The sequence below is a fragment of the Janthinobacterium sp. Ant5-2-1 genome, from assembly GCF_001445815.1.
GTDB lineage: Bacteria > Pseudomonadota > Gammaproteobacteria > Burkholderiales > Burkholderiaceae_D > Janthinobacterium > Janthinobacterium lividum_E.
On record NZ_LNCE01000080.1, the window covers coordinates 1 to 24,825 of the forward strand.

Genomic DNA, 24,825 nt, shown 5'->3' on the forward strand with positions numbered 1-24,825 from the left:
AGCGCTCGGGCGCGGACATGATCTTTACGTATTTTGCGATGGATGTGCTGAATAATCCGTATTAAGGTTTGTCTCTGGCGCGCCGTTAGCGGCCTTTTTCACCCCAGAAGCAAGAGCTGGGGTCAGACCCGCCGGGTCTGACCCCGGAATTTGCCTTTGGGTTTATTCAGCTTTCCCATGCCCCTGAAAATCTCCCGCATCCTGCACGCCGGCTATGTCTTCGAATGCGAAGGCACGGCCATCGCCTTCGACCCCATCGTCGAAAATCCGTTCAGCCGCAACTGCCATGCGTTTCCGCCCGTGCACTTCGACCTCGACGCCGTGCGCCGGCTGCGCTGGGATGCCGTCTTCATCTCGCACTTCCACGACGACCACTGCTCGCTCGACAGCCTCGATGTGCTCGACCGCGCCACGCCCATCTATTTGTACTGCGTCTTCGACGAACTGTTCGCCATGATCCGTGCGCTGGGGTTTACGCAGGTGCAGCGGCTGCACGTCGACGTGCCCGTGCAGGTGGGCAGCATCGAGGTGATCCCACGCCGCGCACTTGATGACGATGTCGACTCGCTGTTCCAGGTGCGTGCGGCGGGTCTGAACGTGCTCAACGTCGTCGATTCCTGGATCGGCCCGGAAACGCTAGAACAGCTGGCCGCCTTTGCGCCGTGGGACATGGTGCTGTGGCCGTTCCAGACCATGCGCGAAATCGCCGTCATCGCGCCGTCGCAGGCGCTGCCTGGCCCGGTGGAGCTGCCAGACGACTGGGTGCCGCAGCTGCGCGCGCTGGCGCCCCGGTACATCGTGCCCAGTTCCTGCCAGTTCGTGCAGGAAGACTGGTCCTGGTACAACCATGCGATGTTCCCCGTTACCTACCGCCAGTTTGCGCAGGAGATCGGCGCCGCGCTGCCGGACGCGCACATCTTCCGCCTTGACCCGTCCACGTCGGTGCTGCTTGACGCGCAGGGCATGGCGCCGGCCGCACCACTGCCCTGGGTCATTCCCGTGGGGCCGCAGGATGTCGATTTCGACTACCGCCCCGAGGCGCCGCCGCCCGCCACGGCGGACATTGCCCGCCGTTTCGCGCCCTTGAACGATGCCGATGCGGCGCTGGTGCTCGACTTCTGCCGTAACGGCTTGCTTGAACGCTACCGCGACATGGAGCTGTCCGAGGACAGCTACTTCCAGCCACCGCGCCTGTGGCGCTTGTCCTTGTACGGACATGACGGCGCGGCCACGGTCCTGCATTACCGCACGCACGGCGACTTGATCGATCTCGTGCCGGAGACGGGCGAGGCGCCGGGCTGGACCACCGAGGTGCCGCTGGTGAAGTGCCATGCGGCGCTGGTACTGGGTGAATCGCTGACGTCGATGTACATGCGCATCAACGATGGCCCTTTCGATGCCGAAGCGCGGGCAGAGCTGGCGGAAGCCGACATCGTCGACGACCCGCTGATCCGCTGCCTGTTCAACGACGCCATCGGCGCCTACCAGGCGGCGCAGCTCAAACGCTTGCTGGCCCGCTGAAGAAAGTCGCGCGACAGGGTAAGATAGCTGCTTCTGACTAGAACGGGAAAGACACCATGGCACAAGGCAATGAAACGGCAATCCTGGCCGGCGGCTGCTTCTGGGGCGTGCAGGACTTGCTGCGCCGCTATCCGGGCGTGATCGCCACGCGCGTGGGCTACAGCGGCGGCGACGTGGCCAACGCCACCTACCGCAACCATGGCACGCATGCGGAAGCGATCGAGATCATTTTCGACCCGAACACCATCAGCTACCGCAAGATCCTGGAATTCTTCTTCCAGATCCACGATCCCAGCACGGAAAACCGCCAGGGCAACGACCGCGGCACCAGCTACCGCTCGGCCATCTATTACACGAGCGACGAGCAAAAAAAGGTGGCCGAAGACACCATCCGCGACGTCGACGCCTCCGGCCTGTGGCCAGGCAAGGTGGTGACGGAAGTGGCGCCGGCCGGTCCGTTCTGGGAAGCGGAACCGGAGCACCAGGATTATCTGCAGCGCTTGCCGCACGGCTACACTTGCCACTACATCCGGCCGGACTGGGTGTTGCCGCAGCGCGGGCAGTAAGGAAGCAGATATGCGTTACTGGCGCGTCGAGCGGCGGCAGGCGGAAGGGCAGCTGGACTTCGGGCGTACCCTGGAGCTGATGGCTGCCATCGGCCATGCCGACGTGAATGCCGTCGCCGGGGCCATCCTGAAAACGGTCAGCACGGTCGCGCCGATTGCCCAGTGCACGATCTTTGCCTATGAATTCGGCAACCGGCCACGGACTGTCGCTGTGGCCGACCGGCGCGGCGGACGTTTTTTGCAGGATATTGCCGACAGCTACGCGCGCCATTACTATGCGCTCGATGGCAACCAGCGCGTGATCGCGCCGGCGCCGGGGCGGAAAATCGATCCCGCCATCGTGCTGCACCAGCAAGCCAGCGACGAGATCGACCATGCCGGCTACCGCGCCGCCTGCTATCAAAAACCGAATGTCTCGGACCGGTTATCCCTGCTGGTGCAGCCGGCCGGCGATATCTGGCTCTCCGTCAATTTCTACCGCGACAGCAGCCAGGGCAAATTCCTGCCCGGCGAAGTGGCGGGCATCGAAACCCTGTCGCCGCTGTTTGCCCATGCCGTCAAGCATCACTACAGCCTGAACGGCCAGAATACGCAGGGCGTCGCGCCGATGATGCTGGCAAGGCTGCGCCAGCATTGCCCCGCCCTGAGCAAGCGCGAACTGGACGTATTGCGCTGCGTGCTTGAAGGCCTCACGGCCGTGGAAATCGCCGAGATCATGGGCGTGCAGCCGTCCAGCGTGACGACGTACCAGAAGCGCGCCTATAAACGCCTGGGTATTTCCAGCCAGCGCCAGTTGTTCGCGCTGTGCATGGCGCCAGCGCCTTAGTACTTTTGGCGTAGCAATGGCTCCACCTTTCTGACTGTTTTAGCCGTAAAACGTCCCCAAAATGGGGACAGCCGCCGGCATCGCCGTCTGCATACTGTGTTTCAAGCCGGGATCACCCGGCCGCTCTCACCCAAGAACAATAACAAGGGCAGGGCGACACCTTATGGAGACAAGCATGACCATCGCCACCCCCGCCACCACCGCGCCCGTTCCTGACGTGGCCGCCGAACAACTGGAACAGCAGGTGATGCGCAAGGTATCGCGCCATCTGCTGGGATTTCTGTTCCTGCTGTTCGTGTTTTCCTTTCTGGACCGCATCAATATCGGCTTCGCCGGCCTGACGATGATGCAAGACCTGGGCTTGAGCGGCACCCAGTTCGGCTTTGCCACCACCCTGTTTTATATCGCCTACATCGCGTGCAGCATCCCCAGCAACATCGTGCTGGCCCGTATCGGCGCGCGTAAATGGATAGGCAGCATGATGATCGCCTGGGGCCTGGCCTCGACGGCAACCCTGTTCGCCAGCGGTCCGGCCAGCCTGTATGCGCTGCGCTTTTTCGTCGGCGTGACGGAGGCGGGCTTTCTGCCCGGCATGCTGCTGTATCTCACCTACTGGTTTCCCAGCGCCTACAGGGCGCGGGCCAATGCCCTTTTCATGATCGCCATGCCCGTGACGGCCGCCATCGGTTCGGCCTTGTCGGGCCTGATCCTGGGCCTCGATGGCCACTGGGGCTTGAAGGGCTGGCAATGGCTGTTCTTGCTCGAAGGCATGCCATCCGTGCTGCTGGGCCTGGCCGTGTATGGCTACCTCGATGATGCACCTGGCAAGGCGAACTGGCTGAGCACGCTGGAACAGCAGGTGCTGGCGCGCATGCTGGCGGCCGAGCACAAGCCGGTGGCACCCCGGCAAAACACCTCGGTGCTGGCGGAAATGCTGTCGCCCACGGTATTGAAATTCGGCGTCGCTTATTTTTGCCTGGTGAATACTTTGGCCATGGTGGCCGTGTGGACACCGCTGATCGTGAAAAGTTTTAATAGCAATGCCAGCAACACGCAAATCGGTCTGCTGGCCGCCATCCCGCAAGTGTGCACCGTCATCGGCATGATTGCCTGGGGCCGCCGCTCGGACCGCTTGCAGGAGCGCCGCTGGCACATCGTCTGGCCCATGCTGCTGTCGGCCGCCGGCTGGATGTTCACGGCGTACTCGGCCAACCCCATCGTGCAGCTGCTGGGCGTATGCATGGCTTCGACGGGCGCCTACACGGCCATGTCCGTCTTCTGGACCACGCCGGACCGGGCATTGAGCCTGGGTGCGCGCGCCATCGGCATCGCCGTCATCAATGCGACGGGCAATATCGGCTCGGCCCTGAACCCCGTCGTCGTGGGCTGGCTGAAGGATTTCACGCACAGCTTTGCCACAGGCTTGCTGTACGCCAGCGTGCTGCTGGTGGCGGGCGCGGCCATCGTGCTGACCCTGCCCATCGCGCGTGGCGGCAAAGAACAATCTTGATTGAAGAGGACACATCATGAGCGACACGTTCCACCCTTATCCCCATGTGCCGAAGGTGTATCCGCCAGGCAAACCGGCGGGCGCCGCCACGCAGCACGTGCCCGTGCTGATTGTCGGCGGCGGCCCCGTGGGCCTGGCGACGGCCCTGGGCCTGGCCCGCCACGGCGTGCGCTCGGTGCTGATCGAAGCGGACGATGGCGTCTGCACGGGCAGCCGCGCCATCTGCATCTCGCGGCGCAGCCTGGAAATCATCGAACGCCTGGGTGCGCTTGACGGTTTCCTGGCCAAGGGCTTGCCGTGGGCCGGTGGACGCAGCTTTTACCGCGACGAGGAAGTGCTGCATTTCACGATGCCGCAAGACGCGAACCAGAAGCTGCCGCCCATGGTCAACCTGGCGCAATACCATATCGAGCAATTCCTGCTCGACGCGGCCGAACGCCAGCCCGAACTGATCGATATCCGCTGGCAAACGCGGGTGACTGGCGTGGACCAGCGCGCCGATGGCGCCACCGTCAGCGTGGCCACGCCCGATGCAACCTACCAGATCGAGACGGACTGGCTGGTGGCGGCCGATGGCGGGCGCAGCGTCGTGCGCGAGGCGCTGGGCTTGAAATTGCAGGGCACCAGCTATGAAGGGCGCTATGTCATCGTTGACATTCACCTGAAGAGCGAGCGCCCGACGGAGCGGCTCGCGTATTTCGACCCGCCATCGAATCCCGGCTCGACCGTGCTGGTGCACAAGCAGCCCGACGATATCTGGCGCATCGACTACCAGTTGCGCGACGACGAGGATGCGCAGGCGGCCGTGCTGCTGGAAAACGTGGCGCCCCGCGTGGACAGCCTGCTGGCCATGATGGGGGAGGCACAGCCGTGGCATCCCGTGTGGATCACCATCTATAAAGCCAACGCGCTGACCCTGGAGAAATACCGGCATGGCCCCGTGCTGTTCGCGGGCGATGCGGCCCACCTGGTGCCCATCTTCGGCGTGCGCGGAGCCAATTCCGGCATCGACGATGCGGATAACCTGGCCTGGAAGCTGGCCTACGTCGTCAAGGGCCGGGCGCCGCATGCCTTGCTGGACAGCTATTCAGACGAGCGCGTGTACGCCGCCCGTGAAAACCTGCGCCACGGCACCAAAAGCACGGAATTCATGGCGCCGCCCACGTTCGCCTTCGAGCTGATGCGCACGGCCGTGCTGGGCCTGGCGGGCAAGCATGCGCACGTACGCTCCTTGATCAACCCGCGCCAGACGAGCGCCATCGCGTATGCGCAGTCGCCGTTGAATGTGTTCGATTCGGATGTGTTTGCCGCCGGCCCAGCACCAGGCACGGTCTTGCCCGAGTGTCCGCTGGCGCTGCGGCACAACGGCGGGCAAAAAGCGGGGTATATTACCGATTTGGTGAACCGCACTGATGGCAATTTCACGGGACTGTACTTCAGCGACGATGGCCGCCTGCCTGCGGAATTGCTGGCGCTGGGCAATACATTGCCGTTGACGACCGTGGCGATCGCCCGCAGCGGGGCGCAAGGGGACGCCTGGGACCACACGGCGCAGGTATTCCCGCTGTTCGATGCGCAGCCTGGCAGCTATTACCTCGTGCGTCCGGACGGGCATGTGCTGGGGCGCTGGCGGCAGGTGCAGGCGGGGCAGGTGGCGGCAGCGCTGGCTAAATCCGGGGTCAGTCCCTTCGGGAGCGGTACGCGCCCCATTGGGGCGTGCACCCCCGCCGGGTCTGACCCCAGCACTTTGCGCAGCGGATTAATAAAAGTTATTAAGGAGGCAATATGACCGACATCGAACTCGATAATTTATACACCGAGCTGTGCCACACCATGGGCGGCCTGGGCGAACAGCGTTCGCCCCTGTTCCTGGCCCGCTTCGCCTTGCTGGCCATGGGCGCCATCGGCAGGGCCGACGTGGTGCAAGGCTTGCTGCGCGACGCGGCCGACGGCCTGGCGGAACAGGCATGATAGGCGCCGGCTACCAAAGCGGCTTCGGCAACGAATTTGCCACGGAAGCCGTGCCCGGCGCCTTGCCGCAAGGGCAGAATTCGCCGCAGCAGGCGCCGCTGGGGCTGTATGCTGAGCAACTTTCGGGCACGGCCTTCACGGCGCCGCGCGCACAGAACCGGCGCTCGTGGCTGTACCGCATCCGTCCCGCCAGCCAGCATCCGCCATTCACCTTGGTGGAAAATACCCGCATCGTCAGCGATTTTCACGCCATGCCACCGACGCCGCCGAACCAGCTGCGCTGGGACCCGCTGCCGCTGCCCGACAGCGCGACGCCAACGGACTTCATCGACGGCTGGCAGACGATGGCCGGCAATGGCAGCGCCGAAGCGATGAGCGGCTGCGCCATCCACGTGTACGCGGCCAACCGTTCCATGCAGCGTTTCTTTTATTCGGCCGATGGCGAATTGCTGATCGTGCCGCAGGAAGGCCGGCTGGCGATTGCCACGGAACTGGGCTTGATCGAGCTGGAACCGCAGGAAATCGCCGTGATTCCCCGCGGCGTGCGCTTCCGCGTGACCCTGCCCGACGGCGCGGCGCGCGGCTATGTCTGCGAAAACTTCGGTACGGCCTTCCGCCTGCCGGACATGGGCCCCATCGGATCGAACGGCCTGGCCAACAGCCGCGACTTCCTCACGCCGCACGCGGCCTACGAGGATATCGACGGCGAGTGCGAACTGGTGGCCAAGTTCGGCGGCCATGTTTGGCGCACCACGCTCGATCATTCACCGCTGGACGTGGTGGCCTGGCATGGCAATTACGCGCCCTATAAATACGATTTGCGCCGCTTTAACACCATCGGCTCGATCAGCTACGACCATCCGGATCCGTCGATCTTCCTCGTGCTGCAAGCGCCCAGCGAAAATCCGCTGTTTGGTGCCATCGACTTTGCCATCTTCCCGCCGCGCTGGCTGGCCGCCGAGCACACTTTCCGCCCGCCGTGGTTCCACCGCAACGTGGCCAGCGAATTCATGGGGTTGATCCACGGCGTGTACGACGCCAAGGCGGCCGGCTTCGTGCCGGGCGGCGCCAGCCTGCACAACTGCATGTCCGGCCACGGCCCCGACGCGCAGACGTTCGAGAAGGCATCGCACAGCGACACGTCCGCGCCCGCGAAGGTGGCCGACACCATGGCCTTCATGTTCGAGACGCGCACCATCCTCAAGCCCACGCCGTTCGCCTTGAACAGCGAACTGCTGCAAAACGACTACTTCGAGTGCTGGCAAGGCTTACGCAAGCATTTCGACCCGAAACAGTAATGGTCACGCGGCCCGCGTCAGCGTATGCGGGTTGGCGGGCCGCGCCAGTCCGAGGTGGCCGCGCAGGGTGCTGCTTGCATATTCCGTGCGGAACAGGCCGCGCCGCTGCAGTTCCGGCACCACCAGCCGCGTAAATGCCTCGAAGCCTTGCGGCAGCAGCGGCGGCACGACGTTGAAACCGTCCGCGCCCCGTTCCAGGAACCATTGCTCCATCAGGTCGGCCACCGTCTTGACGGAGCCGATCGCTTGCAAATGGCCGCGCGCCACGCGAAAGCGCAACACCAGCTGGCGCAAGGTGAGATTCTCGCGGCGGGCCAGTTCCAGCTGCTGTTGAAAGCGCCCCTTGCCATTGTCGCCGGCCTCGTAGGGCAGGTCGGGCAGCGGGCCGTCGAGCGGATAGCCGGACAAATCAAAGCCGCCAAATTCCAGGTTGCCGAAGTCGACCAGGTCCTGCAGTTCGCCAAATTGATCCTGCGCCTGCTGGTCCGATTCGGCCACCACCACGGACAGTCCGGGCGTGACCTTCAGCTGGTCTTGCGCGCGGCCGTATTTCGCCATGCGACCCTTGACGTCCGCGTAATACGCTTGCGCCACGGGCAGCGAAGAGGCGGAGCAGTACACCATCTCGGCCAGGCGCGCGGCAAACTCGCGGCCCGTTTCGGAATTGCCCGCCTGGACCAGCACAGGGTGGCCCTGCACGGGGCGCGGCAAGTCCAGCAAGCCTTGCGAGGCAAAATACTCGCCGTGGAAATCGAGCGCATGCCCCGCAGCGGGCGGGTAGAACTGGCCGCGGGCGCGGTCGGGCCGGTCGAAGGCATCGTCATCCCAGCTATCCCACAGGGCCTTCGACAGGGCGACGAATTCGCCGGCCCGCGCATAGCGGTCCGCATGGCTGCGCGGCGCATCGATGCCGAAATTACGCGCCGTATGCTCGCCAAACGAGGACACGACATTCCAGCCCGCGCGTCCGCCGCTCAGGTGGTCGAGCGAACTGAATTTGCGCGCCACGTGATAGGGGTGCTCGTAATTGGTGTTGACGGTAGCGATCAGGCCGATATGGCGGGTGACGGCGGCAATGGCCGACAGCAAGGTGAAAGGCTCGAACGGCAGGCCGATGGCGGTGCGCCCCGTTTCCGGCGTAACGTCGCCGGCGCGGCCGATGAAGTCGGCGATGAAAAAACTGTCGAATTTGGCTGCTTCTGCCAGTTGGGCTGCGCGCAGCCACCAGGCCAGGTCGGGCCGGCCGCTGGCGCTGGCCGACGGATGGCGCCAGGCGGCGGGATGGTGGCCGTGGCGTTGCAAAAAGACGTTCAGGACAAGCTGGCGTGCTGGCATGGGGATTCGCTCCGTGGTGGGCAGGCGACATTGCCTGCACATTTGCCGCAGCAAGGTTCGGGCCAACGCCCCGCATATGCAAAATCCGGATAAGCTAGCGCGGCACCATTCGTTCACGCCTGCAGATGGAGCGCGGTATAGTCGGCCCATGGAACTCTTAGCCCACAACTTCAGCAGCGATTTCGCGCGCAGCGCCCACCTTGCCCGTGGCGCCGGCGATGACGGCGACAGCGAGGCGCTGGTCGCCTTCCGCGACCCGCAGCAAATGAGCTTGCTGGTACGTGCCACGGCCTTTGTCTTTGCCGATCCCCGCTCGCGTCAGTTGCACGAGCTGATCGAACGCATCGCGCCCAGCGAGGCGACGGTGCTGATCACGGGCGAAACGGGAACGGGAAAAGAGCTGATTGCGCGCCATGTGCATGGCTTGAGCGGGCGCGCCGAACAGACGTTTGTGGCGATCAACTGCGGCGCGTTTTCCGAAACCCTCGTCGAAAGCGAGCTGTTTGGCTATGAAAAAGGCGCGTTTACGGGCGCGCAGCAGGGTAAACCTGGCTGGTTCGAGACGGCCAGCGGCGGCACCCTGTTCCTCGATGAAATCGGCGACTTGCCGCTGGCGATGCAGGTCAAGCTGCTGCGCGTGCTACAGGAGCGCGAAGTGGTGCGCCTGGGCGCGCGCCGCGCCATCCCCATCGACGTGCGCCTGATCGCGGCCACCAACGTGGACCTGGCCGAAGCCGTGCGGGCCGGGCGCTTCCGCGAAGACCTGTATTACCGGCTGCAGGTGATCGGCCTGCCGCTGCGCCCCTTGCGCGAGCGTCCCGGCGACATCATGCCGCTGACGCGCCATTTCATGGCCATCTATGCGCAACGCCTGCACTTGGGCGAGGTGGAACTGGGGCCGGACGCGCAACTGGCCTTGCTGGGCTACCCTTGGCCGGGCAATATCCGCGAACTGGAAAACGTCATCCACCGCGCGCTGCTCGTGTGCCGCAGCGGCGTCGTGCGGGCCGAGGACTTGAGCTTGTCGGGTTGGCACCGCGCGCCTGCCGCCGCACCTGTCTCTGCGCCTGTTCCCGACGTCTGGGCTGGCGGCGCCGACATCGCCTACGCGGCGCATGGCGCGGCCGGGCAGGACGATATGCTGGCCGCCGAGCGCTTTGCCCGCGCCTGGCAAGCCTTGCTCGACTCGGGCGAAGCCGTGGAATTCGAAGCCATGCAGCAGGAACTGGTGCGCGCCGCGTGGGAGCGCAATGAGCGCAACCAGGTGCGCACGGCCAAACACCTGAACCTGAGCCGCAACATCCTGCGCACCTTCTTGAAAAAGGCGGGCGCCATCGATTAGCCACGCGACTTGGCCAATGGAGCCGGACCCGCAGCGATGCGGCTCCGGCTTTTTTCATGGCTGCTGCGCGCGCAGCACGCTGTTGCTGGCGGTGCAGCCGATTGCTGCGCAAGCAGCAGCTTCGGGCGTCGATGGGTAGCTAGCGCATGGCATGTTTTCTGCGAGGAGGGAAGGGCAGGCCGCTGCGCGCACGTATGCAATGCGCGCCGCGACCTTTTCTTCGACCCACGACAGGAGTCCATGCATGACCATAGAATTCATCTGGCAATTGCCCACCAGCGGCGACGGCCGTTACGCGGCGCCCGGCATCACGCGCAGGGGCGAGCGGGCCGCCGGCGCGCCCAGTCCCTTGCAGGCGGGCGTGAGCGATCCGCGCGGCGCGCGTCCGCCATTCAATTATTTCGATTACCTGCACCAGATCGCCCGCGCGGCCGACCTTTCCGGCTTCGACGGCATCCAGATACGCCACGATACGCAGGGCGATGAAAGCTGGATCGTCGCCGGCTACCTGGCGCGCAGCACGCGGCACCTGAAACTGATCGCGGAATTCGACGCGGCCTGGGGTTCGGCCGTGTACGCGGCGAAGAACGCCGTCAGCTTCCAGCGCTTCACGGGCGGACGTTTCGCCTGGCAGATCGGTCATGGCGGCGATGCCGCGGCGCGCCGGCGCCAGGGCGATGTGGCTCCGGACGCTGACATCTTGCCGCGCATCGATGAATTCATCACGGTGGCGCGCGGCGTGCAGAGTACTTCGCCGTTCAGCTTCAAGGGCAAGTTCTTCGAGGTGCAGGACGGCGGCTTCAAGGGGCCGCTGGCGAACCATCCCATTAACACCATCTACCTGACGGGGGACAGCCCGGAGGCGCTGGCCCTGTCGGCGCGCCAGGCCGACGTGCACGTGTTCGATGCGGCGCCCGTGACTGCCCTGCAGCCAGCCATCGCCAGCCTGCAAGCGCAGGCGCACCAGCTGGGCCGCACGGTGGCGTCGGGCGTGCGCATCGACGTGCTGGCCCGTGAAACGTTCGAGGAAGCCTTGCGCGATGCGCGCCGCTACCGCAGTGGCGCGGGACTGGCCGACGATACGCCATTCGATGCCGGTGCCGCAGCCTTCTGGCCCGGCTTTGCGCAAGCGCAGACGGGTGCCCACGGCGCACTGGTCGGCAGCTATGCACAGATCAGTGCCGCGCTGGAGGCGTATGCGCAGGCGGGTATCTCCAGCTTCGTGCTGGCGGCCATCCCCCATTTCGAGGAAGCCTACCGCATCGGCGAGCACGTGCTGCCTCGTGTGCGGGCAGCTTTGTACACGCAACGGCAAGCAGCCTGAATCCCCTTATTTGAAGGAGTACCACTACATGGCAATCGATTTTTTCTGGCGCATCCCCACGCATGGCGAACCGAGTTCGCACCGCGCCCGCACGCCGTTTCGCGGCGACTGGTTTCCCGGCAATGACAACCTGCGCCAGGCCGGCCTCGGTGGTGGCGGCGTCGACGGTTTTACGTATATCGACTATCTGGCGGAAATCGCCCGCGCCGCTGAACTGTCAGGTTTCCAGGGCGGCCTGATTCCGTCCTTCCCGATGACGGACGAACCGTGGGCCATTTCCGCGTTGCTGGCGCGCGAGACGAGCACCTTCCGCTTCATGATCCCGTTCCAGCCCGGCTTCCTGAACCCCGTGGTGGCCGCGCGCATGACGGCCAGCCTGCAGCGGGCCACGAGCGGCCGCGCCCTGTACAACGTGATCACGGGCGGCGGCGGCCCTTCGCAGCTGTGGTGGGGCGATTCGGCCGGCCACGACGACCGCTACACACGCACGACGGAATTTCTTGACGTGGTGCGCGGCGTGTGGCGCGGCGGGCCGTTTTCCTACCAGGGCAAGTTCTACCAGGTGGAAGACGCGGGCCTGGCCACGCCGCTGTCGGAGCAGGATTTCCCCGAGATTTATTTTTCCGGCTCGTCCGACGCGGCCCTCGGCTCCGCTTCCAAGCATGCCGATTACTACCTGACGTGGCTGGAACCGTTTGAGCAGCTGCGCGAGAAATTCGCCCGCGTGCATGAAAAGACGGCGTTGCTGGGCCGCAAGATCAAGTGCGCCGTGCGCGTCGACATCGTGGCTCGCGCCACGGAAGAAGAAGCGTGGGACGAAGTGCGCAAGGGCTTTGACGCCGTGGACCCCGTCACCTTGCGCCAGTTCCTCGGCGCCGATGGCGGCGATTCCGTGGGCGCGGCGCGCCAGCGGGGCAACCGCCCGACCACCCTGAACAGCTACAAGGACTTGATCACGGCGCCAAACATCTGGTCCGGCTTCAACCTGCTGCGCGGCGGGCAGACGCAGGGCATCGTCGGCAGCTACCAGCAGGTGGCCGAACGCCTCGACGAACTGGTGCAACTGGGCGCCGACGCCTTCATCCTGGCCAGCACGCCGCATCTGGAAGAAGCGTACAGGGTGGGCGAGGAAGTGCTGCCCCTCGTGCGCGGACATACGGCAGCCTTGCTGCGCGCCGCCTGATCCTTCCCCTGTTGCCGCGACAGCAGCGCCACCGCCTGCTGTCGCGCAGGCAGCACGCGGCGGCGCCGCTGCTGCCAAATCAACAGCACTATCATGACGATAGTCTTCCTTTTAAATCAATCACTTAAGAATAGTTTTGCTGCGCTGCGGCAGCGGGCATGCGCCTTGCAATACAGGTCATCACCATCTCGCGTTTTGACTTTACTCAAGGATAATCACCCATGCGCCGTTCGACTGCCCCCGCCGCCGTTTCTTCTTTCCCCTTTCATTTGACGCCAGTGCGCCGCGCGCTGCGCTCGGCTTTCGCCATCGGCGGCCTGATGGTCGCATCGAGCATGGCCCATGCCGAAACGACGGGCGCCGACGCCATTGCCGCCGTCGACGCGAACGGCGGCGGCGAGGGCGCCTCCCTGCAATCGGTGACGGTGACGGCGCAAAAGCGCGAGGAATCGGCGCAAAAGGTGCCGAGCGCGATCACGGTCCTCGGCGGCAAGGAGCTGCTCGACACGGGCATCGGCCGCTCGGCCAGCGAAATCCTCAATTACGTGCCGAACGCTTCGGCCGGCACGCAGCAGCATGGCCGTCCGCGCTGGTGGATACGCGGCGTGGGCGCGGGCCAGCAGCAGGTGGATTTCCCGAACCCCGTAGGCTTTTACCTCGACGACGTCTACATCAGCAATTCCAGCGCCACAGGCTTTTCCCTGTTCGACCTGGACCGGGTGGAAGTGCTGCGCGGCCCGCAAGGCACCTTGTGGGGCAAGAACACAACGGGCGGCGCCATCAACGTCATTTCGCGCAAGCCTTCGTTCAAGTCCAGCGGCTACGCCAAGCTTGACTACAGCAGCTACGACACCAAGCTGGCCGAAGGTGCCATTGGCGGCGCGCTGGTCGACGAGGTGCTGGCGGGGCGTCTCTCTTTCCACACGGAGCAGCAGGACAAGGGCCGCTTCCACAACCAGTTTACGGGCGAGCGCGATGGAAAGCTCAAGGACAGCGCCATCCGCGGCCAGCTCAAGGCCCTGATCGGGCGCGACCTGACGGCCAACTTGAACCTGCATTACCGCGACTACACGACCAAGGGCGCCACGACGACGGTGGCCAGCTATGGCGCCAATGGCGTCTACCGCAATGGCTACATCCCCAGCACCAATCCCGATGACGTGAGCACGAACGCGCCGGCCGACAGCGACGTGACGCAGGGCGGCGCGCAGCTGAACCTGGAATATGCGCTGGGCGAGCTGACCCTGACATCGATCACGGGCTATGAAAATTTTCGGAACGAGGCGACGGGCGACAGCGACAACACGCCGCTGGAAGTGGGCCGCAGCCGTTCAAAAGCCAGCAGTCGGCAAGTGTCGCAGGAGTTGCGCCTGACGTCGCCGCAAAACGGCGCCGTGAGCTGGGTGGCGGGCCTGTTCTATTTCAATGAAAAGATCGATTCCGATTCGGCCGGCGCGCGCCTGCCCAACGGCACGGTGTCGGCGCTGGCGGGCAGCACGCAGCCTGTCGGCTACAACCGCACCATCTACCAGCACAAGGCGCGCAGCGCGGCCATCTTCGGCAGCACGACCGTCAACTTCAGCGAGCAGTTCCTCTCCACCTTCGGCCTGCGCTGGACGACGGAAACCAAGGACCTGGACTTGCAGCGCGTGCAGGCCGCATCGAATACGGTGACGTTTGGCGACGCGGCCAGCTGGTGGAACACGGTCCGGGGCGGCAATTACGCTGCCGCCTCGGTCGCCAACAACAACTTCACGTCGAACCCATCGACCACGTGGAACGCGCTGACCTACGACGTGACACCGGAATACCGCTTCAGCCGCACCCTGCGCGGCTATTTGAAATACGCGCACGGCATCAAGTCGGGCGGCTACAACACGAGCGCCACGGACGTGCGGGCGCTCAATACGGTGAAACCGGAAACCCTGAACTCGTTCGAGGCGGGCATCAAGTCGGAATGGCTGGATGGACGTTTGAATTTCAACGCCAACGTTTTTCACTATGACTACAAGAACGTGCAGGTGAATATCACGGGCGTGTACAACGGCGACCCCACGCAAAGCGTCAATTACCTGCAGAACGTGCGCAAGGCCCACGTGAATGGCGCGGAATTCGAGATCGAGGCGCAGCCGACGGATAACCTGCACCTCAACGCCAACGTGGGCCTGTTGCGCACGGAATTCGACGATTTCGCCGTCCAGAACAATGGCGGCGACCGTTCCGGCAACGAATTCGTGCGCTCGCCCCATGTGACGGCCTTGCTGGCGGCCGATTACCGCTACCCGCTGGGCAATGGCGCGCAACTGGTCTTCAGCGGCGACGTGCGCTACACATCGAAGCAGTACTACTATGTCGACCCGCAAAGCGATGCTCGCGGCCTGCTGAACCAGGGCGGCTTCGCGCTGGCCAATGCGCGCCTGTCGTACGTGCTCCCGGGCGGCAAGCACCGCATCACGGCATATGCGAACAACCTGGCCGACAAGGTGTACCGCAATCACACCTTGACCAGCTTCGTGCCGGGCGCCGTCAACGGCGACACCGTCATCATCGGCCAGGGCCGCACGGCGGGCGCGTCGTACACGATCCAGTTCTGACCTTGACTTCTTGATGTAGAAAGGCCGGCGAATTCGCCGGCCTTTGCGTTTTCCCGTAGGTCGGCTTAACGCAGCGGTAGGTCGGCTTAGCGCAGCGTAAGCCGACAACACCAAACTAGGCCGCCACCCGCAACAACGCCTCCAGCCGCCGCTGCGCCTCCTCCAGCGGCCGCCGGTCGATCCAACTTTCGATATCCACGTCGCGATCCAGAAAACCGTGCTGCAGCTGAAAATCCTTTTGCTGGCGGAACAGCGCCACCTTGTCATCGGACAGGTCAGGCGCCAGGGTCAGATGAAAACCGTCCCGATAAGCTTCCGCCACGGCGTCGGCGCCGGCCCGCGTCTCGCCCTGCAGGATGGCCAGCACGTCGGCCTGGTGGCTGCGGGCCCAGTGCGCGGCGCGCAGGGTTTGTGTCAAAAAGCGCACGACCAGCTCGAAATGCTGTTCCAGCATCGTTTCATGCACGGTGATCGGGCGCGGCGTGCCATTGTTCACGCGGAAGCGCCGGTCGGGCAGGGCGTCGATGTCGATGCCCACTTCCAGTCCCGCCGCGCGGGCCGCTTCGGCCGCCGCCGCGCCTTTCACATAGACGGCATCGACTTCGCCGCGCAGCAGCGGCGCGATGCCTTGCCACAGTCCCGCGCCCAGATTGGCCGGTGCCTGGGCGTCGGCTCCTACTTCTACCAATTGCACGTCGTCCAGGGTGAGGCCGGCCGACGCCAGCACACCCTTGTAGCCGGCCAGGCTCATGCCGCGCGCGATGCTGCGCCCGCGCCGGTTTTCGCGCAAGTCCTCGGCGCGGAACACGGGCAGCGCCAGACGCTTGCCATGCAGCTGCGCCGGTGTCGTGATGCCGGAACCGGGGCGCACGAGGATGGCTTGCCATTCATCGATCCACGTCAGGCCGATCAGGCGCGTGGGCGCCCCTTGCGCGCGCGCGGGCAGGGCCAGCAGGTTGCCGCCTTCGCGCACGAGCGTGGACAGGCCATGGTCGTAATGGTGGCGCGCCAGTTCGCCGCCCACTTCCTGCAGGGTTTTCAAGGCGATGCCGTCGCGGGCGAATTCCTCGTCCAGCCAGCCCAGTTTATAGGCCAGGCCCGTCGCCGTGGGCACGGGGCAGCGGGTGAACCAGACGGTATCGACAGCGGGGGATGTTGCGGTAGTCATGGGATTCCTTGGTGGTGGGTGGAGCCTGGAACCGTGCAGGAAACGTGCCCGCGCCGCTTGCTGGCTTGCCGACAGCGCGCGTGCAGACTCCTGCTGCCACGCCAGCAGCCGCTGTTGCGCAGGCAGCAGCACTTCCCCATTTCCCTGGCCTTGGCGCTGGCACGCGTCTTGCGAAAGTAGAGGCATGACTGACCCGTATTCCAACCCAAGCAAATGGAGCATGACATGACGGACGTGGCACAAGCGGAAGCACAACAAGTACAGGCGCAGGATCTGACGGCGGCCGAACTGGCCTTCGTGGAGCAGGTGCGGAGCGACGCGCAGATCGCCTTCGACGGTCTGCGCGAGACGGGCAGCCTGACGGCCAACGGCACGGTGGGCTTTGTCGAGCGCACCCCTGGCGGCGACAAGGTCGTGGTGGTCAACGATCCGGGCCCGTTCCGCCGCGGCCAGCCATTGAAGGCGGCCGTGCTGGCGCTCGATGGCACGGTGATCGTGGGCGACGCGAACAACGGCGGTGCGCGCTATCTGAAACTGTTCCGCGAACGGCCCGAGGTCACGTCGATCTCGCACGTGCATTCGCCGTCCTTGGGCGCGTGGGCGCAGACGCACCGCACGCTGCCGATCCGCTACGTGCCCGTGCAGCGCTTTCAGCTGATCCGCGAAATTCCCATCTATATCGACCGCCGCCAGCCGGAAGTCGATTTCATCCTCGGCGAAATCGCGCGCAACACGCATGCGACGGCCATCCTGGAAGCGAACGGCGGCGCCACCGTGTGGGGCAAGCAGGGCTTGCTGAAGCTGGCCGAATTCATCCTGCTGCTGGAAGAGGGCGCGCAGATACAGATCGCGGCCGAAGCCATCGGCGGTTCGCGCGATTTCGGTCCCGGCGTGCTGCTGCAGCAATGGAAGATGAGCAAGCTGATCGACACGGCGCGCGCCTTGTCGTTATTGCCCGCCACCGACCTGGTGTAACCCTTTCAAGAACAGGCCCACGATGTCATTGAAATTCTTACGTTTGAACTGGCGCAAAGTACTCGTTACCGCCGTGGCGGCCAGCCTGCTGGCGCCAGCGATGGCGGCGGCCGCGCCGCTGCCGGCCGCCGTGCGCATCGCCGTCGTGGCCCGCACGGCGCCGTCCGGCAAGACCGTGTTTGCCGGCTCGGCCGCCCAGGTAGCATCCCAAGGCTGGCTGGCGGCCGAACTGGGCAAGCTGGGCGTGAAGCTGGAATGGGTGCCCGTCACGACCAATTCCGTGGCGACGCAAGTCAACGAGGCGTTTGCCAACCACTCGATCGACCTGGCCCAGTATGGCGATCTGCCATCGATTATCGCCAATGCCTCGGGCTTGCAGACGCGGCTGATCTTGCCCGGCGGCAGCGCCAACAACACCTATCTGGTGGTGCCGAACGGCTCGAAGGCCAAGTCGATCAAGGATTTGAAGGGCAAGAAGATCGCGCTGCACCGGGGCCGGCCGTGGGAATACCCGTTTGCGCGCCTGCTGGAAGCGAACGGCATGAGCTTGCGCGACGTGAAAATCCTCAATCTCAATCCTCAGGCGGGCGCGGCGGCCGTGGCGACCGGTGGCGCGGATGCCTTCTTCACCCTCAGCGACGCCTTTTTGCTAGAGGATAAAAAGGTCGGCAAGATCATCTGGTCCAGCAAGGCGCCGCCGCAGGACTGGAAGATGCGCGCCGAACTGTGGGCCGACAGCGGTTTCTTGCAACGCTATCCGCAGCTGGCCCAGCTCGTGGTGACGGCCTATGTGCGCGAGCACCACCGGGCCGCCGGCGCCGGTGGCGAAGATGAGTATGTGCGCACCGAGGCGGCCGCGGGCCAGGTGGAAAGCGTGGTGCGGCGCGAACTGGCGGGCGACCATACGCCGTGGCAGGCGCGCTGGTCGCCGTTATTTACGGCCAGTCTGCGCCAGCATTACGTGGGCGAGGCGGCGTATGCGAAGAGCGCGGGCCTGATCGGGCGGCCCCTGCAAGTGGACAGCCTGTTCGCGCCCCAGTTCGTCAACCAGGCGCTGGCGCAGCTGAAATTGCAAACTTACTGGGCGCCATGACTTCCTTGACTATCGCCTTGCCGCGCGCCACTGCGCCAGCGCGTGCGGCCTCTGTTCCTTTGCTGCAGCGCTTCGTGCGCTCGCCCTGGTCCGTGTGGGCGTCGCCGCTGGCCTTGCTGCTGCTGTGGACGGCGGCCACCACCTTCGAATGGATGCCTGCGCACATTTTGATGTCGCCATGGCAGGTGCTGCTGACGGCGCGCGACCTGGCCGAGAGCGGCGAACTGGGCCAGCACCTGGGCATCAGCCTGTTCCGCCTGCTGGCCGGCTTCGGCCTGGGCGCCAGCGTGGGCCTGGCGTTCGGCGTCGTGCTGGGCCTGTCGCCTGGCTTGCGCAGCTATGTCGACCCCACGTTCAATGTCTTGCGCCAGTTGCCCACGGTGGCCTTGATCCCCCTGTTTATCTTGCTGTTCGGCATAGGCGAGAGCTTCAAGGTGTTTATCGTCGCCAAGGCCAGTTTCTTTATCGTCGCGCTGGCCGTGCATGACGCCATCCGCAACCTGTCGCAGCGCTATTTTGAAGTGGCGCAAGTGTATTGCTTTTCGCGCTGGCAGCGCATCCGCCTGATCGTCTTGCCCGCCATCGTGCCGGCCGCGCTGACGGGCATGCGCATCGCCCTGTCGCGCTCGTGGATGGTGCTGGTGGGGGCGGAATTGCTGGCCGCCGACAGCGGCCTGGGCCAGATGATGGAAATGGGCCGGCAAATGTTCCGCCTCGACGTGGTGATGGTGGGCGTGGTGCTGACGGGCGTGATCGGCTTTGGCCTGGACCGGCTTTGCCACGCGCTGGAAGCGCGGCTGATGCGCTGGAAGCGTAGCGGGGAGTTCAAATGAAGCAACGGATAATACTCATTATCAAGGGCGCGCTGCTGCCGCTGGCCTTGCTGGGCGCCTGGCAATGGGCTTCCGGCCAAGGCGCGGCGGCCGCCTACATCTTCGTGTCGCTGGGCGACCTGGCGCACAGCTTGCGCGACCTGGTCTTGACGGGCGAACTGTGGGTGCATCTGCGCGCCAGCCTGGGCAGGACGTTGGCCGGCTTGCTGCTGGGCGGCAGCGCCGGCATCGTCACGGGCGCGCTGATGGCGCAGTCGCCGCTGGCGGACAGATTGATCGGTCCGCTGTTTCACAGCATCCGCCAAGTTCCCCTGCTGGGCCTGATCCCCTTGCTGGGCTTGTGGGTGGGCAATGGCGACGGCGCCAAGCTGCTGGTGATCGCCATCGCCGCATTCTATCCTACCGTGCTCAACACGTATGCGGGCATGCGCCAGGTGGAGGGGCGCTTGCGCGAAGTGGGGCAGGTGCTGACCCTGACGCGCACGCAGACCCTGCGCCAGATTCTGTTGCCGGGCGCCATGCCGGCCATCGTCACGGGCGTCACGCATGCGCTGGCTTTCGCCTGGCTCGCCTGCCTGGGCGGCGAACTGCTGTTTTCGGCTGGCCCCGGCATGGGTTCCTTGCTGCTCAATGGCGAAGTGTCGGGCCGCATGGACGTCGTCTTGCTGGCCGTGCTCGTGATCGCCCTGCTGGCGCAAGCGATGAACGTGGCGTTTGCGCGTCTCGCGCGTTTGCTGGTGAAGGGGCGCAGCAGTGAGTGAATCGTTGCCATTCCAGCCAGACTCGGCCGTCAGCGCCCGCGAAGGGGAGCTGCGCGCCTTTCTGCTGCGCTTTATCGGCTTGACCCTGCTGTCGGGCGTGACCATCGGCATGAACAAGGTGCTGGCCACCTTGCTGGGCTTGCACCTGCACGTGAGCAATTTTCAGCTGGCCGCGATCAGCAGCGCGGAAACCCTGGCCATGGCGCTCGGTACCATTCCGGCCGGCTATATCTTGTCGCGCGGTAACCCCAAGCATTTGTATGCGGGCGTCAGCCTGAGCCTGGCGCTGGCTTTTTGCGTGTTGCCATGGCTGCCCGGCTGGCAATGGGTGGCCCTGCTGATGTTTCTCGTCGGCCTGTGCATCTCACTGCGCATTGTTGCCATGAGCACCGTGTTTCTCGTGCGCCTGCCGGAACTGGGGCAGGGCAAGGCGGGCTGGTACAAGGGGACTTTGATCCTGGGCATGCAGTTCCTGGGACCCTTGTGCGGCAATTACCTGATCGCGCAACTGGGGCTGAAGGCGGGCTTCTTGATTTCCGCCCTGATGTTTGCCATCCTGGCCGTGCTGGGCTGGCAAGTGTTGCCCAGCAATACGGCGCCGCGCAAGCAGCAAGGCCAGGCTTTGTTGCCCGGCGCGGCTAGCCTGCGCGAACTGTTGCGCCTGCCTGTCGTGCGCGTGACGTACCTGTTCGAAATTCTCGCCAGCTTCACGGCCTCCAGCGTGGGCGTGTTTTCCATCTTGCTGGCCATCCGCGTGCTGCACTGGCCTGCGCATCACTCCGTCTGGCTGATGGCCGTGCAGGGACTCAGCTGCGTGCTGGTGCTGCTGTTCCTGGGGCGCTTCGTGCTGGCCAGCCGTTACCGCGAGCAACTGTATGGCGGCGCCCATCTGGCCATCATGGCCGCCTTGTTGATCCTCGGCCTGTGGCCTTCCAGCATCGCCTACCTGGCTGCCTCCGTGCTGCTGGGCTTGGGACTGGGCGTGAATAACCTCGTCAACACGGACAATATCGCCCGCGCGCCCGTCGACAAGGCCAGGGTCTCCGCCCATCTGACCCTGTTCGGCATGGTGGGCGGCACGGCTGGCGCGCTGGCGGCGGGGCGCCTGGCCGACCTGACGGGGCTGCGCAATGTGTTCCTGATCTGGCTGGCTCCGTGGCTGGCCGCCTGGCTGGTTTTCCACGGCAGCCGCTGGCTGCGCCGGGCGCGGCCCGCCGCCATTCCTTCCCTAGCCCCCACCGCAGAGAGTGCGCCATGAATGATTTTGTTTCCCCATCGACCTTGCTGCCCCAGCGGCAGCACCTGAACGGCGGCTTGCAAGTGCAGCACGTGAGCAAGTCGTTTTCGCTGAAAGGCGCGCCGTTGCCCGTGCTCGACGATATTTCGCTCACCATCGCGCCGGGCGAGTTCGTCGCCATCGTGGGTGCGTCCGGCTGCGGCAAGTCCACCTTGCTGCGCCTGCTGGCAGGCCTGGACACGGATTACACGGGCTTGCTGCTGCACGATGGCGTGCCGATTCGCGGCACGGATCTGCATCGGGGCCTCGTGTTCCAGGATCACCGCCTGTTCCCCTGGCTGACGGTGCAGCAGAACGTGGCCGTGGCCTTCAGCAATACCAAGGTGCCGCTGGCCGAGCGCGCAGCGCGTGTGGCGGCGGAAATCACGCGCGTGGGCCTCGATGGCTATGCGGATGCCTATCCACATCAATTGTCGGGCGGCATGTCGCAGCGTGCCGCCATCGCCCGCGCCCTTGTCGGACGGCCCGACGTGCTGCTGCTCGACGAGCCGCTCGGTGCGCTCGACGCACTGACCCGTTTGCGCCTGCAGCAGGAATTGCGCCGATTGTGGCAGGACGAGGGCATCACCATGGTGATGGTCACGCATGACATCGATGAAGCCGTCTATCTGGCCGACCGTATCGTCGTGCTCGATGCCCGCCCGGGCAAGGTGCGCCGGGTGCAGGAGGTGCCGCTGGCCCACCCGCGCCAGCGCGGCTCTGCCGGTTTTGTGTCCATCCGCGACGGCTTGCATGCGGATTTCAGCGACCTCGACGAATCGCATGCGCCCGTGGCGCAGGAAGAACACCCCAGCAGCTTGTGGGATGGCAATGAATGGGCGCGCAGGATGGCGCTGTAGTTTCCTTTTTGACTGGTCCACCGACTCTGGAGATACAAGATGAGCAATGAAAATCAAGTAGAAAAGCAAGCACTCGACACCCTGTGGTACACGCGCTGCCCCGTCCCTACAGGCCTGGGGATAGCCTTGCAGCAAGGCTGGCTGGAAGAAGCCTTGCGCGCCGACGGCACCAGCTTGCGCTCCTTGCGTGAATCCGACCAGGAAGCCGTGCGCGAATCGCATTTCGACCATACCTTGCAAAATTCCGTGCGTCACGGCGGCAATATTCCCGCCCTGTGGGCACGCGCGGCGGGGCGCGAGACGCGCGTCATCGGCCTGTCGTGGTCGGACGAGACGCAGCTGATCTTGACCTTGCCCGGCAGCGGCATCAAGACCGTGCGCGACTTGAAGGGGCGGCGCTTCGGCTTGCCTTTGTGGGCCAAGGCGCAGATCGACTTTGCGCGCGCGCAAGCCTTGCGCGGGCTGGAAAATGCGCTGAGCCTGGAAGGCTTGAGCGTTGCCGACGTGGAACTGGTCGATTATGTGGTCAACACGGGCCAGAGCGAAACGGCGCCGGAGCAGGGCGCGGCGACGAATCTGTTCAGCGGCGCACGGCGCGGCGGGCAAAGTCCAGAATTGCTGGGACTGCTGCGGGGCGAGGTGGACGCCATCTTCCTGAAAGGCGCCTCGGCCGCGCAACTGGCGCAGCAATTCGGCTTGCATACGGTGATTGACACGGGCATCCATCCGGAACCCTTGATCCGCGCCAACAACGGCACGCCGCGCACCCTGAGCGTCGATGCGCACCTGCTCGACAACCATTTCAATTCCGCCGTGACCCTGGTGGACCAGGTGCTGCGGGCCGAAGCGTGGGCGCGCGGCCATGCGGACGAGACGCGGCGTTTTCTGGCGCGCGAATCGAATGCCAGCGAGCACTGGGTGCAAGTGGCTTACGGCAAGGATGCGCATCTGCGGCTGGACACGGACCTGGCGGAAACGTCGGTCGCGGGTTTGCAGGATTTCAGCGATTTTTTGTTCCGCTGGAATTTCTTGCCCAGCAAGGTCGACGTGCGCGCCTGGATCGATCCCCGTCCTTTCGAGGCGGCGCTGGCGCAGACGCGCCGGGCGGCTTGAGCGGGAAGCACGTCAACAGTGGCCATGTTCGATGATGAGGAGAATGCGATGCGGCGACGCACGGTGATGGGCGGGCTGGCCTTGCTGCCCCTGGCGGGACAGGCGGTGTCGGCAGTGTCGGCAGCGAAAGGGGCGGGGGCGCCGCCGGCGGCCCTGCGCATCGCCTCGACGGGTTTTGCGGAAAACGGCAAGGCGGAACTGGGCGGCATCGCTTACCGGGTGCAGCAGGAAGGCTGGCTGGCGCGCGAACTGAAGCAGCGGGGCGTGCGGCTGGAATGGCTGCCCGTCACGGGCGACACGGGCGCGACCATGAATGAAGCGTTCGCCAGCGGGCGCATCGACATGGCCGCGTATGGCGATTTGCCGTCCGTTATCCTCAACGCGGGCGGCGTGCGCACGCAGGTGATCGTGCCGGCAGGGCGGGGCACGGACCAGTTCCTGCTGGTGCCCACCGGTTCGCGCGCCACATCGCTGGCTGACCTGAAGGGCAAGCGCATCAGCGTGCACCGGGGCCGGCCATGGGAACTGGGATTGCGCCAGCTGATCGCCGACCAGCGCATGTCGCCCACGGATTTCCGTTTGATCAATATGGATTTGAAGCCTGGCACGGCCGCGCTGGCCACGGGCGCCGTCGATGCCTTGTTCATGATCAATGGCTATCCGCTGGAAGACAAGGGCATCGGCCGCATCATCTGGTCCAGCAAGGGGCTGCCGGAACGCAAGATGCGGGCGGAACTATGGGCGCGGCGCGACTTTACGCAAGCCCATCCCGACATCGCCGAACTGGTGGCCACGGCTTGGCTGCGGGCCCAGCACTGGGCGGCGCTCGATGGCAATCGCGAAGCGATCATCAAGGATGGCACGCGCAACGGCACGCCCGACAGTGTGGTGCGGCGCAGCTATGACGATCCGGGCTTGCAGTGGAAAGAGCGCTGGTCGCCCCTGTACGACGACGCCGTCTACCGCCATTACCGCCGGGTGCTGGCGTTTGCGCAGGAACAAAAGTTGATCCGCCAGCCCTTGACGGCGGAAGAATTGCTGGAACCTCGCTTTGTCGCGGCCGGCTTGAAAAAGCTGGGACTGGCCAGTTACTGGGAGCCGGCCAAGGTGTAGTGTGGCCGTGGGGCGTGGCTTAGCTTAATGCGGCAGGCAAACGCGTCCCGCTACATTGATGACATCGTCGCCCGCATGCGCGCGCAGTTGCAGCAGCATCAGGGCCACGCCCAGCATCAGCGCCGCGGCGCAGAGTTTCTTGTGCATCGTCTTTCCTGTTCGT

At 65.0% G+C, this 24,825-nt stretch carries 22 protein-coding genes; 19 read left to right on the top strand and 3 right to left on the bottom strand.

The window, feature by feature from the left end; all coding sequences use genetic code 11:
• Positions 1–177: 177 nt before the first annotated feature.
• The 7 genes from ASN89_RS23275 (at position 178) to hmgA (ending at position 7,692) form a co-directional block, all read left to right on the top strand.
• Positions 178–1,521 (top strand): MBL fold metallo-hydrolase, encoded by a 1,344-nt coding sequence (locus ASN89_RS23275; protein ID WP_058050954.1) that lies wholly within the window; start codon positions 178–180, stop codon positions 1,519–1,521.
• Between the two features lie 56 nt (positions 1,522–1,577).
• Positions 1,578–2,087, top strand: coding sequence for a peptide-methionine (S)-S-oxide reductase MsrA (gene msrA, locus ASN89_RS23280; RefSeq protein WP_058050935.1), 510 nt, complete (start codon positions 1,578–1,580; stop codon positions 2,085–2,087).
• Between the two features lie 10 nt (positions 2,088–2,097).
• Positions 2,098–2,913: a helix-turn-helix domain-containing protein gene (locus tag ASN89_RS23285; RefSeq protein WP_058050936.1), complete on the top strand. Its 816-nt coding sequence runs from the start codon at positions 2,098–2,100 to the stop codon at positions 2,911–2,913.
• Between the two features lie 175 nt (positions 2,914–3,088).
• Entirely contained in the window at positions 3,089–4,423 is a 1,335-nt protein-coding gene (locus tag ASN89_RS23290) for an MFS transporter (RefSeq protein WP_200969111.1), read from the top strand.
• A gap of 16 nt (positions 4,424–4,439) precedes the next feature.
• Positions 4,440–6,212 carry an FAD-dependent oxidoreductase gene (locus tag ASN89_RS23295; RefSeq protein ID WP_082654719.1) on the top strand — a complete coding sequence of 591 codons (1,773 nt, stop codon included), beginning with the start codon at positions 4,440–4,442 and terminating at the stop codon, positions 6,210–6,212.
• Positions 6,209–6,394, top strand: coding sequence for a hypothetical protein (locus ASN89_RS23300; protein WP_046682854.1), 186 nt, complete (start codon positions 6,209–6,211; stop codon positions 6,392–6,394). Before ASN89_RS23295 ends, ASN89_RS23300 begins: the two co-directional genes overlap by 4 nt.
• Positions 6,391–7,692: a homogentisate 1,2-dioxygenase gene (hmgA, locus tag ASN89_RS23305; protein ID WP_058050938.1), complete on the top strand. Its 1,302-nt coding sequence runs from the start codon at positions 6,391–6,393 to the stop codon at positions 7,690–7,692. The genes ASN89_RS23300 and hmgA overlap by 4 nt, the downstream gene beginning before the upstream one ends.
• 3 nt (positions 7,693–7,695) lie before the next feature.
• On the opposite strand, the gene ASN89_RS23310 is transcribed toward hmgA, so the two are convergent.
• Positions 7,696–9,027 carry an LLM class flavin-dependent oxidoreductase gene (locus ASN89_RS23310; protein ID WP_058050939.1) on the bottom strand — a complete coding sequence of 444 codons (1,332 nt, stop codon included), beginning with the start codon at positions 9,025–9,027 and terminating at the stop codon, positions 7,696–7,698.
• A 148-nt stretch (positions 9,028–9,175) separates the two neighbouring features.
• On the opposite strand from ASN89_RS23310, the gene ASN89_RS23315 reads away from it, so the two are divergent.
• The 4 genes from ASN89_RS23315 (at position 9,176) to ASN89_RS23335 (ending at position 15,470) form a co-directional block, all read left to right on the top strand.
• A complete protein-coding gene (locus ASN89_RS23315) occupies positions 9,176–10,369 on the top strand; it encodes a sigma-54 interaction domain-containing protein (protein WP_082654721.1) in 1,194 nt (397 codons plus the stop codon).
• 244 nt (positions 10,370–10,613) lie between these two features.
• Complete coding sequence (locus tag ASN89_RS23325) at positions 10,614–11,693, top strand: LLM class flavin-dependent oxidoreductase (protein ID WP_058050941.1); 1,080 nt, start codon at positions 10,614–10,616, stop codon at positions 11,691–11,693.
• A 28-nt stretch (positions 11,694–11,721) separates the two neighbouring features.
• Positions 11,722–12,876 carry an LLM class flavin-dependent oxidoreductase gene (locus ASN89_RS23330; RefSeq protein WP_058050942.1) on the top strand — a complete coding sequence of 385 codons (1,155 nt, stop codon included), beginning with the start codon at positions 11,722–11,724 and terminating at the stop codon, positions 12,874–12,876.
• A gap of 221 nt (positions 12,877–13,097) precedes the next feature.
• On the top strand, positions 13,098–15,470 hold the full coding sequence (locus ASN89_RS23335; RefSeq protein WP_058050943.1) for a TonB-dependent receptor: 2,373 nt from the start codon (positions 13,098–13,100) through the stop codon (positions 15,468–15,470).
• Between the two features lie 115 nt (positions 15,471–15,585).
• On the opposite strand, the gene ASN89_RS23340 is transcribed toward ASN89_RS23335, so the two are convergent.
• Positions 15,586–16,638, bottom strand: coding sequence for an ABC transporter substrate-binding protein (locus ASN89_RS23340; RefSeq protein WP_046682849.1), 1,053 nt, complete (start codon positions 16,636–16,638; stop codon positions 15,586–15,588).
• 225 nt (positions 16,639–16,863) lie between these two features.
• Between ASN89_RS23340 and ASN89_RS23345 the strand changes: the two genes are divergently transcribed.
• From ASN89_RS23345 to ASN89_RS23380, 8 genes are read left to right on the top strand one after another with little or no spacing between them, the layout of a single operon-like run.
• A complete protein-coding gene (locus tag ASN89_RS23345; RefSeq protein WP_082654724.1) occupies positions 16,864–17,613 on the top strand; it encodes a class II aldolase/adducin family protein in 750 nt (249 codons plus the stop codon).
• Positions 17,614–17,635: 22 nt separating this feature from the next.
• A complete protein-coding gene (locus ASN89_RS23350; protein ID WP_058050944.1) occupies positions 17,636–18,706 on the top strand; it encodes an ABC transporter substrate-binding protein in 1,071 nt (356 codons plus the stop codon).
• Positions 18,703–19,539, top strand: a complete 837-nt coding sequence (locus ASN89_RS23355; RefSeq protein WP_082654722.1) for an ABC transporter permease — start codon at positions 18,703–18,705, stop codon at positions 19,537–19,539. Before ASN89_RS23350 ends, ASN89_RS23355 begins: the two co-directional genes overlap by 4 nt.
• The gene (locus ASN89_RS23360; protein WP_058050945.1) at positions 19,536–20,300 is read left to right on the top strand and encodes an ABC transporter permease; all 765 of its coding nucleotides are present in this window, start codon (positions 19,536–19,538) and stop codon (positions 20,298–20,300) included. Before ASN89_RS23355 ends, ASN89_RS23360 begins: the two co-directional genes overlap by 4 nt.
• Positions 20,293–21,558 (top strand): MFS transporter, encoded by a 1,266-nt coding sequence (locus ASN89_RS23365; protein WP_058050946.1) that lies wholly within the window; start codon positions 20,293–20,295, stop codon positions 21,556–21,558. Before ASN89_RS23360 ends, ASN89_RS23365 begins: the two co-directional genes overlap by 8 nt.
• Positions 21,555–22,436 carry an ABC transporter ATP-binding protein gene (locus ASN89_RS23370; protein ID WP_058050947.1) on the top strand — a complete coding sequence of 294 codons (882 nt, stop codon included), beginning with the start codon at positions 21,555–21,557 and terminating at the stop codon, positions 22,434–22,436. Before ASN89_RS23365 ends, ASN89_RS23370 begins: the two co-directional genes overlap by 4 nt.
• 39 nt (positions 22,437–22,475) lie before the next feature.
• Entirely contained in the window at positions 22,476–23,549 is a 1,074-nt protein-coding gene (locus tag ASN89_RS23375) for an ABC transporter substrate-binding protein (RefSeq protein ID WP_058050948.1), read from the top strand.
• Between the two features lie 48 nt (positions 23,550–23,597).
• Positions 23,598–24,662, top strand: coding sequence for an ABC transporter substrate-binding protein (locus ASN89_RS23380; RefSeq protein ID WP_161911796.1), 1,065 nt, complete (start codon positions 23,598–23,600; stop codon positions 24,660–24,662).
• 24 nt (positions 24,663–24,686) lie between these two features.
• On the opposite strand, the gene ASN89_RS29720 is transcribed toward ASN89_RS23380, so the two are convergent.
• Positions 24,687–24,809, bottom strand: coding sequence for a hypothetical protein (locus ASN89_RS29720; protein WP_255206395.1), 123 nt, complete (start codon positions 24,807–24,809; stop codon positions 24,687–24,689).
• Positions 24,810–24,825: the final 16 nt, after the last annotated feature.